The organism is Dyella sp. 2YAF14 (assembly GCF_052114725.1).
GTDB lineage: Bacteria > Pseudomonadota > Gammaproteobacteria > Xanthomonadales > Rhodanobacteraceae > Dyella.
The window spans coordinates 20,888-32,566 of sequence record NZ_JBFRFH010000006.1 but is presented as its reverse complement, the minus strand read 5'-3'; the positions used below and the strand labels follow the sequence as shown (position 1 = coordinate 32,566).

Sequence of the window (11,679 nt, the reverse complement as noted above, 5' to 3'; positions counted from 1 at the left end):
CTAAACCGTAGGACCGCGGCCAGAGGCGTAAGTGCCCGATGCCTCGACCTGGGCCAGCCGCATGCGCAGCCGGCGGCGGATATCGGCGTCGCTGTTGTCCGGCGCCAGCAGCAGGTTGGCGTGGCCCCCGTCGGCCAGCGACAGCCGCAACCAAACGAGCTGCTCGCCGATCACCCGAAACGATGCCAGGGTCGCCGCCCCGTCCTGCTCACCCCGCAATCTCAGGCTCCAGCCGCCATCACGCCCCCAGCCAGCCGCCTGCAGCGGTGCGTCGGACCAGCGCGCAAGCGTGCGCCAGAGGGCAAGGCCAATGGCGAAGCTGATGGCGAGCCTGGCCGGCCACGGCGCGGCGCACATCCACACGGCCAGTGTGGCGAGGGCACAGAGGAACCAGAGAAGCCGCCCCAGCCAGCGCGAGGGCCGGTATTCAAAGCCGATGGCGGGAGCGGATGTCATCGATGATCGCCTGCCAGTCCGGACGCGTCGCCTTGGCGTGCCCCATCACCCAGTCCCAAAGGTCCGGGTCCTGCACGTCGAGCAGTTCATCGAAGGCCTGGCGCTGGGCTTCGTCGGCGCTGGCGAAGCGTTCGTCGAGCCAGCCACCGAACAGCGCGTCGAGCTCGCGGGTGCCGCGGCGCGTGCGCCAGCGGAGGCGTTTGATGCGGGCTTCGTCCATTGCAACACGCCTCCTAGTTACTTCCTCTCCCCTCCGGGCGACCAGAAGGTAGTCCCTGTGGGAGAGAGGATTGAGGTGAGGAGTCAATCTTGGCCCAGTTTATCTAGAGCCAGATTGGAGGTTCTTCCGCGAGCACCCGCCCCTCACCCTAGCCCTCTCCCCGTCGGGGAGAGGGAACAAAAGCATCAGGTCCGACGCTCGACGATCAACTTCTTGATCTCCGCAATCGCCTTCGCCGGGTTCAGACCCTTGGGGCAGGTGCGGGCGCAATTCATGATCGTGTGGCAGCGATACAGCTTGAACGGATCTTCCAGATCGTCCAGACGCGCACCGGTGTCCTCATCGCGGCTGTCGATGATCCAGCGATAGGCCTGCAGCAGGATGGCCGGACCGAGGTAGCGGTCGCCGTTCCACCAGTAGCTCGGGCAGCTGGTCGAGCAGCAGGCGCACAGGATGCACTCGTACAAGCCGTCGAGCTTCTTGCGGTCTTCCGGCGACTGCAGGCGCTCCTTGTCGGCCGGTGCCGGGCTCTGCGTGCGCAGCCACGGCTTGATCGAGGCGAACTGGGCGTAGAAGTGCGTGAGGTCGGGCACCAGATCCTTCACCACCGGCATATGCGGCAGCGGATAGATCTTCACGTCGCCCGAAGCGCAATCCTCGATCGCCTTGGTGCAGGCCAGCGTGTTGGTGCCGTCGATGTTCATCGCGCACGAACCGCAGATGCCTTCACGGCACGAACGGCGCAGGGTGAGCGTCGAGTCGATCTCGTTCTTGATCTTCAGCAGCGCGTCCAGAACCATCGGGCCGCACGAAGCCATGTCGACTTCATACGTATCGATGCGCGGGTTCTGGCCGTCGTCCGGGCTCCAGCGATAGATGCGGAACGTGCGCGGCTTCTTGGCGTCCTTCGCGGGAAAGTGCTTGCCCGGCTGGACCTTGGAATTTTTGGGAAGCGAAAACTCAGCCACAGTGGCTCTCCAGTCCGGGTATCAGTAAGTGCGCTTTTTCGGCGGCACGACGTCGACGTCTTTCGTCATGGTGTACATGTGCACCGGACGGAAATCGAAGTTGGTCTTGCCAGCTTCATCGACCGACACCATCGTGTGCTTCTGCCACACATGGTCGTCGCGATCGGGGAAGTCCTCGCGGGCATGCGCGCCGCGGCTCTCGTGACGCTGCTCGGCCGAATACATGGTGGCCACGGCCTGGTCGAGCAGGTTGGCCAGTTCCAGCGTTTCGATCAGGTCGGAGTTCCACACCAGCGAACGATCGCTGACGCCCACGTCCTTGAACGACTCGCGCACCTTGGAGATCTTCTCGCAACCTTCCTTGAGCGACTCACCGGTGCGGAACACGGCCGCATCGGACTGCATGGTGCGCTGCATTTCAGCGCGGATCTTCGCGGTCGGCAGGCTGCCCTTGGCGTTGCGCAGGCCGTCGAAACGGGCCAAGGCCTTGTCCAGCACGCTGGCCGGCAGGTCCTTGTGGGCCGTGTCCGGCTTGATGATCTCGGCGCAGCGATGCGACACCGCGCGACCAAACACCACCAGGTCGAGCAGCGAGTTGGAGCCCAGGCGGTTGGCGCCATGCACGGATACGCAAGCCGCTTCGCCGATGGCGAACAGGCCCGGCACCACCGCATCGACGTCGTCGCCGCGCTTCTGCACCACTTCGCCGTGATAGTTGGTGGGGATGCCGCCCATGTTGTAGTGCACGGTCGGGATCACCGGGATCGGTTCCTTGGTCACGTCCACGCCGGCAAAGATGCGCGCCGATTCGGCGATGCCGGGCAGGCGTTCGTGGATCACGTTCGCGCCCAGGTGCATCAGGTTGATGTGGATGTGGTCCTTGTGTTCGCCCACGCCGCGGCCTTCACGGATTTCCATCGTCATGGCGCGGCTGACCACGTCACGCGAAGCGAGATCCTTCGCGTTGGGCGCATAGCGCTCCATGAAACGCTCGCCGTTGGAGTTGGTGAGGTAGCCACCTTCGCCACGCACGCCTTCGGTGATCAGGCAGCCCGAACCGTAGATGCCGGTCGGGTGGAACTGCACGAACTCCATGTCCTGCAGCGCGAGACCCGCGCGCAGCACCATGCCGCCACCGTCGCCGGTGCAGGTATGCGCCGAGGTGGCGCTGAAGTAGGCGCGGCCGTAACCGCCGGTTGCCAGCACCACCGCGTGACCGCGGAAGAAGTGCAAGGTGCCTTCGTTCATGTCCAGCGCAAGCACGCCGCGGCACACACCTTCTTCATCGAAGATGAGGTCGATGGCGAAGTACTCGATGAAGAACGTGGCGTCATGCGCCAGCGCCTGCTGGTACAGCGTGTGCAGGATGGCGTGGCCGGTACGGTCGGCCGCGGCGCAGGTGCGCTGCGCGGTGCCCTTGCCGTAGTGCGTGGTCATGCCGCCGAACGGACGCTGGTAGATCTTGCCTTCCTCGGTGCGCGAGAACGGCACGCCGTAGTGTTCCAGCTCGATGATGGCCGGAATCGCCTCGCGGCACATGTATTCGATCGCGTCCTGGTCGCCGAGCCAGTCCGAACCCTTGATCGTGTCGTAGAAGTGGAAGCGCCAGTCGTCCTCGCCCATGTTGCCGAGCGCGGCCGAGATGCCGCCCTGCGCCGCCACGGTGTGCGAACGGGTCGGGAACACCTTGGTGATGCACGCGGCCTTGAGGCCCTTCTCGGCCAGGCCGAAGGTGGCGCGCAGGCCAGCGCCGCCGGCGCCGACCACGATCACGTCGTACTTATGCTGTTGGATCTTGTAGCTTTCCATCGAATCAGGCTCCCAGCGCCACGCGCAGCACGGCCATCAACGTGGCCAACGTGCCGAGCACTGCAATGAACTTCACCAGCACCAGGAGGGACACCTCCACCCAGCGGGTATGGACGTAATCTTCGATCACCACCTGCAGGCCGAGCACCGCGTGCCAGCACATGGCCAGCACGAAGGCGACCAGCAGCAGGGCGTTCCACGGCTTGGCGATCATGGCGCGGGCGGTGGCGTAGTCGGCGTGCAAGGCGCCCAGCACCGTCACCACAAACCAGATGCCGAGGAACACCAGCGCCGCGGCGGTGATGCGCTGTGTCCACCAATGACCGACACCGGATTGCGCCGAGCCGAGGCCGCGGGCGCGCTTCAAGGGGGTGCGCAATTGCTTGCGCACGTCGTACTGCGGACCGTTGGCGCTCATGCGGCACCTCCGGCAGTCAGCACGTAAGCCCACACGATGATGGTCAGCACCACGCTGCCAATGATCGAAAGCCAGCTGGAACGGACGAACTGCGGAATGGCGTAGCCCATGCCGCCGTCCTGGATCAGGTGGCGGATGCCGTTGAGCAGGTGGAAAAACAGCGCCCAGCTCCAGCCGATCAGCAGGATCATGCCGATCGGGCTGCCGATGCAGGTCTTGAACTGGTTATAGCTGTCTTCGCCGCTGGCGAGGGAGAACACACCCCACAACACGAGCAAGGTTCCGACGGAAAGGGCGATACCGGTAGCGCGGTGCACGATGGAGGTCACCATCTGCACTTGCCACTTATATATGCCCATGTGGGGAGAGAGCGGTCGTTGCGTGTCTGCCATGGCGGCTATCCTGGGTGGAATCGCTGATGCCCTTTACCGCCCTTCCCGCTCCGACGACGCCGACCCGAGCCGGCGCGGCGAATCAGAAGTCGATACAGCGCCCGTTCTTTTCCCAATCGCCGTAGCGGGTGGGATCGGGGGCCGCTCGCTCCGTCGAAGTCTTGTCCGTGGCCGGAACCGCGGGCACGGGAACCTGCTCCACCGGAGCGGACGCGGGCTTGGACTCAGTTTGGGAGGAGGTATCGGACATGGTGTTTGAAAGCCGTAAAAGCGTAATACCTGCGTTAATGCAGCACAACCTTGACGACGGTGCGCTGCTCTGCCAGTAGGGCAGCGGCCCTTGTGACTTCCCCTGCCCGCCCTTACCTCCCTTTCTTATGCCTACCGACCTCTCCGCCCAGACCCTGTTGATCGAAGGCACCGACGCCGCGGCCTTTGCGCAAGCCCAGTTCACCAGCGATGTCCAGTCGCTTGCCGTCGGCCACTGGCAGTTCAGCGCGTGGCTCGATGCCCAGGGCCGCGTGCTTGCCTTGTTCCAGCTCGCACGTATCGCCGATGACTCGTTGCTGCTGCTGTTGCGCGGCGGCGATGCATCGTCGATGGCGGCATCGCTGCAACGTTTCGTGTTTCGCTCCAAGCTCAAACTGAGCGTGCCCGAACCGCGCGCACTTGCCACCGGCGCAGCACTCACGACGTACGCCGTGCATCGTGAAGGTGATGCGTACGTGTTCGGTTGCGGTGATCACAGCGTAATCGTCGGCGCTGCAACTGCCGACGATGCGTGGCGAGTGTTGCAGGTACGCGCGGGCTGGCCGTGGTTGCCAAATGAAGCACTAAGCGCATTGCTGCCGCCTGCTATTTCGCTCGAGCGTCTGCAAGCGGTTGCATTCGACAAAGGCTGTTATCCCGGCCAGGAGATCGTGGCGCGCCTGCACTACCGCGGTGGACACAAGCGGCATATGCATTGCGTCGTATTGTCGCAGTTTGTGAGCGGGGGCACCGTGCTGCACCGTAACGGTGACAACAGCATTCAATTGCTGGATGTGGCCAATGACGATGCAACCTTTCGAGCGCTTGCAGTCATAGACGATGGTCTAATGAATTCGCTTGATGATGCATCGCGTATCGACACTGACGAAGGCATTCGTTTGCATGTCGTGCAGAGTTGGTCTGCATGATGAAACAAACAGGCGCAAAGATTCACGAAGCGAGACGACAATGTGAGTGTGACGTGAACCTGAACTGCGAGGCACTTGCCAGATCAGAAATCGGCCACTAGTCTCGCCAACCAATTCGATAGACACCCACTGCCCTGGGTGTCCACATACGCGACGAACCGGAGGGGTCCGGATCAGCGCGACCCGACAGAGATGTCGGTGTATCCAATGCCGCCCCTTGGCGCGGCTGACGTTGCAGGCAACGCGGTCCTTAGTACCCGATCTATGCCCTTGCAGCACCACAAGTTTTGAGCGGCACCGGAACAGCCGCTCGACTGGCCACAATCCCGTGGCAAACCGCCTGACCACAAGTTTCGGTCGCGGCGATCAATCCAGGTGGAACGGCCTGCCCGCCCGTCCACCGCAACGGCGCGTGAAGTCAGCAGTACCGACCTCACGCGTACAGCACGTTGGAGGCAGACTCAATGAAACTTTCCATGCTGTTGTGGTTAGCGTCCGTGCTACCCCAGCCCCTCGCGGACCAGACCTGCCTGGCCACGACGGTGTATCTCGAGGCACGCAGTGAATCGACCCTCGGCCAGTACGCCGTGGCCGAAGTTGCTCTTCGTCGTCGCGACCGCGGTACGTGGGGCGACAATGTTTGTGAGGTGGTCAAGTCGCCGCGGCAATTCGCATTGACAACCACCGCAAGCACGTTCGAAGTGACCGATCTGAACTCCTGGACCAAGGCGTGGAAGATTGCTGGTGATTCGATCAGCAATTGGAGCCTGCCAAAGGGAGAGCGCACCGTGTACGTGCCGCAAGCAGATCACTTCGCCACGCTTGCCGTCACCACCGCGTGGTCGACGAAACGCGTCAAGACCATCGGCGAACATGCGTTCTACGCCGTCAGCAACTAAACACACCCCACCCCATAGAGAATAAAAAAAGGCCCTCTCGCGAGGGCCTTTTCATTTGGACGTCCAGACGTCTTTACGTCAGAGCCGATACACGAGGTTGTTGCGGATCTGCACGTAGTCGCCGGGGCGAACCTGCGGATCAGCTGCCTGCGTCACCGTGGCATAGCGACCGTCGTCGAGCTTGACGGTGACCTGCCATGCGACATCGGGACCGCTATTGTTCTTGCCGACCTGATTGCCGATGGCGCCGCCCGCCACCGCACCAGCCACGGTGGTCAGGGCCTTGCCGCTGCCGCCACCGAACTGGTTGCCGATCACGCCGCCAGCGATGCCGCCGATGACCATGCCCAGCGGCGACGATTCCTTCTGGGTCTGGATCTGCCGCACGTCACTGACCACGCCACACTGCTCGCAACGGTTGGAAGCGCCGCTGTAAGCCACCTGGCGCTGCGGTGGCGTCTGGCAACCGGAAAGCAGCGCAACAGCGGAAACAAGTCCTACGACAGCCAAATGTCTAAGCAGTGTTTGCATGGCGTGAATCCTCAGTGAGCGTCGGAAACGGCTACCACACCTTCCTGTACCTGCAGCCTGTCACCCGGATCGTGATCCATTCGTACAGTGCGGGTCACGCCGTTGTACTCGTAACTCACATCGTATGCCACCACCTTGTCGCCACCGCTGCCGGCCACTGTGGTGCATTTACGCTGCGTGGTTTGCTGGGTGGCGTTTGCCTGGTGATTGGCCTGGATTTCATGGCCTGCATAGCCACCACCGACCGCGCCCGCCACCGTTGCCAAGGTGCGGCCCTTGCCGCCGCCGACCTGGTTGCCGAGCAAGCCACCCGCCACGGCACCAATGGCCGTACCAGCAATCTGGTGGGTGTCCTGCACCGGCTTGTGCGTGGTCACCACCTCGTCATGACATACCTGCTGCGGCGCACTCGCGGCCTCACGGACCGGCGTCACGCTCGTCACGCGCGCGTACTTGGCACCATCGGCAGCCCCTTGCTGCTGCGCAGCGGCGCCCACGCCACCGTCAGCATTCGCGTCCCGATTACACGCCGAAAGACCCAACACCAATACACCGGCGAAACCGACATGCAGCGCCGAAACGACCAACCTGTTCATAATGCTCTCCTAGTGGGACCAGCGGAGCGCCCCCGCTCCTGCTTGAATTCGATCCCAGCGCAATCATTGAACCTCTGGGTCACTGAATGCTCGCTTAGACCGAAGCCGCGCATTGTTTCAAATTCAGGAAGCCCCGTACTGTGCTCGAACTCACCGACAGCCATGCGCACATCGATGATGCGAGTTTTGCATCCGACCGGGACGCCATGTTCCAGCGTGCCCGCGACGCCGGCATCAGGCACATCGTGGTTCCGGCGATCGACCATACATCATGGCCGCGCATTGCCTCGCTGGCGGCCGACCAAACCTGCGTACTCCCCGCGTATGGCATGCATCCGATCTATCTCGACGAACATCGTCCCGAGCATCTCGATGAGCTGAGCACTTGGCTGAAGACGCATCGTGCTGTGGCCGTGGGCGAAATCGGACTGGACTATTTCCTGCCCGAACTCGACGTCGAGCAGCAGCGGTTTTACTTCCAGCAGCAGTTGCAGATAGCGCGCGAGTTCGATCTGCCGGTGATCGTCCATGCGCGCCGCGCCATGGATGAAGTCACCTCCACCATGCGCCGCATGGGCGGATTACGTGGCGTGGTTCACAGTTTCTCCGGCAGCCAGCAACAGGCAGAGCGGCTATGGGAGCTGGGCTTCTACCTGGGCATCGGCGGGCCGGTTACGTATGAACGCGCACAACGACTTCGTCAGATCGTCGCGACCATGCCCGTCGAACGCTTGCTGCTGGAAACGGACGCACCCGACCAGCCCGGCGCCTGCCATCGCGGCGAGCGCAACGAGCCGTCGAACATGGTCGAAGTGCTGCACGTGATCGCCGACCTCCGCGGCGTCAGCCCCGAGGCCATCGCCGAAGCCACCACCCGCAACGCCCGGAATCTGTTCCGGTTCGATTGACCCTTGCGGGTCGCTCGAACCCAGTGCTAGCCTAATTACTTCACTGGCGAACTATTCTTTGGTGAAATGAAGCGCATGCATGAATGCCTCGACCATATGGACGAGGGAATTGGTCGCGTCAGCGAGATCTTCCCGGACCTTCCCGTCCAGGAAGTGGTACTCACGCGCCTGTTGCTGCTAGTCGGCGGCACCCTGCTCGGCGAGCTGGAAAGCAAACTCAAGCCGCACGGCTTGAACGACAGCGATTTCCGCACGCTGATGATGATCTACAGCAGCCCGACCGGCAGCGCGACGCCCACCGAGTTGTGCGAGTACGCGCAGCAAGGCGCCACCAATATGACGCGCATCGCCAACGTGCTGGTCAAGGGCGGCCTGATCACGCGGGCCACCAGCGCAGAAGATCGCCGCCGCGTCGTGCTCAGCATCACCACGGCCGGCAAGCGTCTCGTGCGAAAGATTCTCCCTCCGCTCTTCCCCAACGTTCATGGCGCTTTCGCCTCGCTCAGTGCCGCCGACAAGCGCACGCTCGACCGCCTGCTGCGCCAGATCGCCGTCAACATCGATTCGCTCACTCAGCCGGACGCTGGTCCATGACTCCTCACTCCCTCTTACGCCACGGACTCGGCCGTCGCGCGCTGCTTGCCTGCGCGATCGCTGTTGCTGTTGCGGGCTGCTCCATCCCTGCCAAATTGAATCGCCCACCGGTGCGCGACGACGTTCCGCTGGCCGGCCTTCAAACCGGCCATCGCGCCGGCTGGCCCGATGCCGCGTGGTGGAAGCAGTACAACGATCCGCAACTCGATCAGCTGATCGACCTGGCGATGCAGGATTCGCCGGATCTGGCCCAGGCCAAGTCGCGCGTCGATTCGGCGCAGCAGAATATCCGTGCAGCCACGGCACAGGCCGGACTCAGCGTGAACGGCAGCGCGCAGGTGGAACGTCAGCGCCTCAGCGAAACCGGCCTGATCCCGCCGAAATTCCTCGGTTTCACCTGGTACAACCAGGGCGATATCGGCGTGCAGGCGCAGTACGACTTCGACTGGTGGGGCAAGAAACGCAACACCATCGAGTCGGCGGTGGATCAGGCGCATGCAGCCGAAGCGCAGCACAGCGCGGCGGCACTCGCCATCCAAAGCAACGTCGCTGACACGTACTTCGGCTGGCTCGCCGATCAGAGCCGCATCGCCCTGGCCAGGCAAACCGTAAAGACGGCCGAACAGCTCGAGCAGATCGCGCAGCTGCGCGTGAAGCAAGGCGTGGATCGTCCGGACACGGTGCAGTCGGCCAAGGCGCAGACCGCGTCCGCACGGCAGATGCTGGTGGTGCTCGAAAGCTCCGCGCGCATTCGTGAGGCCGCGCTCGCCAGCCTGTGTGGCGTGTCTCCCGCGCAATTGCCGGCCCTGCAGCCGCGTGCGCTGCCGGAGGTCACCACCGGACTGCCGGACAACGTCGGCGTCGACCTGATCGCGCGCCGTCCGGATATCGCCGCCAGTCTCTGGCAGGTGGAATCGGCGCTGCGCCAGACCGATGTGGCACGTGCGGAATTCTTTCCCGACATCAGCATCAGCGCGATGGCGGGCCTGTCCAGTATCGATCTCGACAAGATGTTCAACGCCGGCAGCCGCGTGTTCGGCCTGACCCCGGCCCTGCACCTGCCGATCTTCACCGGCGGTCTGCTGGAGGCGAACTACGGGGTGAGCAAGGCTCAGCTTGAAGCGTCCGCGGCTCAATACAACAGCACGGTGCTGAGCGCTGCGCGCGACGTCGCCACGCAAAGCCTGACCGCGGATCAGATCCAGAATCGCCGCAAGGAACAGGCCCGCGAAATCGCCGCCAACCAGCAGCTGCTCGCCAACGCGCAATCGCGCGTCAAGCGTGGCGTGAGCGACAGCCGCGAATCGCTGAGTGCGCAGGCAGACCTTCTGCAACAGCAGGACAGCGACGTGACCCTGCAAGGCCAGGCGCTTTCCACCGATATCTCGCTGATCAAGGCGCTGGGCGGCGGTTACCGCGCCAGCCTGCCGGCACAGGCATCCAGCGATCGCCCCTCTTCCCCTTTGAACCTTTCCGGAGACGCCCCGAATGAGCGCCACTGATTCCGACGTCAAGAAGAACAACAACGACGACAACGACAGCGGCATGGCGGCAAAGGATCCCGCCAAGCGCCGTCGCGCGTTGTTCATCGTCGCCGCGGTCTTTGTGCTGGGCGCCGTTGCATGGCTGCTGCTGTGGCTGTTCGTGTTCTCCACCCGCGAGAAGACCGACAACGCCTATGTCGGCGGCAACCAGGTGGCGATTTCAGCGCAGGTGCCCGGCATCGTGGTGGCGATCCTGGCTGACGACACGCAGCGCGTCGAAGCCGGCCAGGTGCTGGTGAAGCTCGACAACACCGACGCCGACGTGCGCCTGCAGCAGACCAGCAGCGCGCTCGCGCAGGCCGTGCGCCAGGTGCGCCAGCAGACCGAGTCGGCGACCAGCGCCGACGCCCAGGTGGCCAAGGCCCGCGTCGATCTCAAGAAGGCGCAGGCGGATCTTGCCCGTCGCGCACCGCTGGTGGCCGCCCAGGCCGAAGCGCCGGAAACGGTGCAGCACCTGCGCGATGCCGTCGACCAGGCGCAGGCCTCGCTCGACGCGGCGCAGGCACAGGCCGCGGCTTCGCACGCCGCCATCGAAGGCACCCGCATCGCCACCAATCCGGCGGTGGAGCAGGCGCGCGCCAATTACCGTTCGGCCTGGATCGCTGCACAGCGCAACAACATCTACGCGCCGGTCACCGGCTACGTCGCCCAGCGCAGCGTTCAGGTGGGCAACAGCGTGCAGCCGGGCCAGCAGCTGATGGCGGTGGTGCCACTGCACGACCTGTGGGTGGACGCGAACTTCAAGGAAAACCAGCTTCGCCATATCCGCGTGGGTCAGCCGGCGAAGGTCGAGGCAGACGTCTACGGCGGCAGCGTCGAATTCCACGGCAAGGTGATCGGACTGGGCGCGGGTACCGGCAGCGTGTTCTCCCTGCTGCCGGCGCAGAACGCCACCGGCAACTGGATCAAGGTAGTGCAGCGCGTGCCTGTGCGCATTGCGTTGGACGACAAGGAACTCGACCAGCATCCGCTGCGCGTAGGCCTGTCCACCGATGTCACCGTCAATATCAGCGATGACAAGGGCGCCATGAATGCGGCGCTCGGCAACGGTCAGCCGATCGCGGCAACTTCCGTGTATGACCAGATGGCCAGCAAGGCCGACGAAGAGGCCGAGAAGATCATCAAGGCCAACCTCGGCCAGCAAGACGCGAACTGACAAAGCACCC

15 protein-coding genes are annotated in these 11,679 nt (G+C 63.8%); 6 read left to right on the top strand and 9 right to left on the bottom strand.

What is annotated here, in order from left to right; all coding sequences use genetic code 11:
- The 7 genes from AB4Y82_RS11330 to AB4Y82_RS11300 all read right to left on the bottom strand — a co-directional run bounded on the left by AB4Y82_RS11330 (position 1) and on the right by AB4Y82_RS11300 (position 4,513).
- Positions 1-456, bottom strand: a complete 456-nt coding sequence (locus tag AB4Y82_RS11330) for a protein YgfX (RefSeq protein ID WP_441604027.1) — start codon at positions 454-456, stop codon at positions 1-3.
- On the bottom strand, positions 428-676 hold the full coding sequence (locus AB4Y82_RS11325) for an FAD assembly factor SdhE (RefSeq protein WP_441604026.1): 249 nt from the start codon (positions 674-676) through the stop codon (positions 428-430). Before AB4Y82_RS11325 ends, AB4Y82_RS11330 begins: the two co-directional genes overlap by 29 nt.
- Positions 677-861: 185 nt before the next feature.
- Positions 862-1,644 carry a succinate dehydrogenase iron-sulfur subunit gene (locus AB4Y82_RS11320; RefSeq protein ID WP_109125947.1) on the bottom strand — a complete coding sequence of 261 codons (783 nt, stop codon included), beginning with the start codon at positions 1,642-1,644 and terminating at the stop codon, positions 862-864.
- Between the two features lie 21 nt (positions 1,645-1,665).
- Positions 1,666-3,453, bottom strand: a complete 1,788-nt coding sequence (sdhA, locus tag AB4Y82_RS11315; protein WP_441604025.1) for a succinate dehydrogenase flavoprotein subunit — start codon at positions 3,451-3,453, stop codon at positions 1,666-1,668.
- 4 nt (positions 3,454-3,457) lie between these two features.
- Positions 3,458-3,871 (bottom strand): succinate dehydrogenase, hydrophobic membrane anchor protein, encoded by a 414-nt coding sequence (gene sdhD, locus AB4Y82_RS11310; RefSeq protein ID WP_441604024.1) that lies wholly within the window; start codon positions 3,869-3,871, stop codon positions 3,458-3,460.
- Positions 3,868-4,263, bottom strand: coding sequence for a succinate dehydrogenase, cytochrome b556 subunit (gene sdhC, locus AB4Y82_RS11305; protein ID WP_441604023.1), 396 nt, complete (start codon positions 4,261-4,263; stop codon positions 3,868-3,870). Before sdhC ends, sdhD begins: the two co-directional genes overlap by 4 nt.
- An 82-nt stretch (positions 4,264-4,345) precedes the next feature.
- Entirely contained in the window at positions 4,346-4,513 is a 168-nt protein-coding gene (locus AB4Y82_RS11300) for a DUF1674 domain-containing protein (RefSeq protein ID WP_204634504.1), read from the bottom strand.
- Between the two features lie 157 nt (positions 4,514-4,670).
- Here AB4Y82_RS11300 and ygfZ point away from each other — a divergent pair, with 157 nt between their 5' ends.
- Together ygfZ and AB4Y82_RS11290 are read left to right on the top strand one after the other, a co-directional pair.
- Entirely contained in the window at positions 4,671-5,441 is a 771-nt protein-coding gene (gene ygfZ, locus AB4Y82_RS11295) for a CAF17-like 4Fe-4S cluster assembly/insertion protein YgfZ (protein WP_441604022.1), read from the top strand.
- 464 nt (positions 5,442-5,905) lie between these two features.
- Positions 5,906-6,340 carry a cell wall hydrolase gene (locus AB4Y82_RS11290; RefSeq protein WP_046970111.1) on the top strand — a complete coding sequence of 145 codons (435 nt, stop codon included), beginning with the start codon at positions 5,906-5,908 and terminating at the stop codon, positions 6,338-6,340.
- A gap of 78 nt (positions 6,341-6,418) precedes the next feature.
- Here AB4Y82_RS11290 and AB4Y82_RS11285 read toward each other — a convergent pair whose 3' ends face one another.
- Positions 6,419-6,871, bottom strand: a complete 453-nt coding sequence (locus AB4Y82_RS11285; protein ID WP_441604021.1) for a glycine zipper 2TM domain-containing protein — start codon at positions 6,869-6,871, stop codon at positions 6,419-6,421.
- An 11-nt stretch (positions 6,872-6,882) separates the two neighbouring features.
- Positions 6,883-7,467: a glycine zipper 2TM domain-containing protein gene (locus AB4Y82_RS11280; protein ID WP_441604020.1), complete on the bottom strand. Its 585-nt coding sequence runs from the start codon at positions 7,465-7,467 to the stop codon at positions 6,883-6,885.
- A gap of 140 nt (positions 7,468-7,607) precedes the next feature.
- On the opposite strand from AB4Y82_RS11280, the gene AB4Y82_RS11275 reads away from it, so the two are divergent.
- From AB4Y82_RS11275 to AB4Y82_RS11260, 4 genes are all read left to right on the top strand, one after another.
- The gene (locus AB4Y82_RS11275; protein ID WP_441604019.1) at positions 7,608-8,375 is read left to right on the top strand and encodes a TatD family hydrolase; all 768 of its coding nucleotides are present in this window, start codon (positions 7,608-7,610) and stop codon (positions 8,373-8,375) included.
- 75 nt (positions 8,376-8,450) lie between these two features.
- Entirely contained in the window at positions 8,451-8,969 is a 519-nt protein-coding gene (locus AB4Y82_RS11270; protein ID WP_441604018.1) for a MarR family winged helix-turn-helix transcriptional regulator, read from the top strand.
- Entirely contained in the window at positions 8,966-10,471 is a 1,506-nt protein-coding gene (locus AB4Y82_RS11265; RefSeq protein WP_441604017.1) for an efflux transporter outer membrane subunit, read from the top strand. Before AB4Y82_RS11270 ends, AB4Y82_RS11265 begins: the two co-directional genes overlap by 4 nt.
- The gene (locus tag AB4Y82_RS11260; protein WP_441604016.1) at positions 10,458-11,669 is read left to right on the top strand and encodes an HlyD family secretion protein; all 1,212 of its coding nucleotides are present in this window, start codon (positions 10,458-10,460) and stop codon (positions 11,667-11,669) included. Before AB4Y82_RS11265 ends, AB4Y82_RS11260 begins: the two co-directional genes overlap by 14 nt.
- Positions 11,670-11,679: the final 10 nt, after the last annotated feature.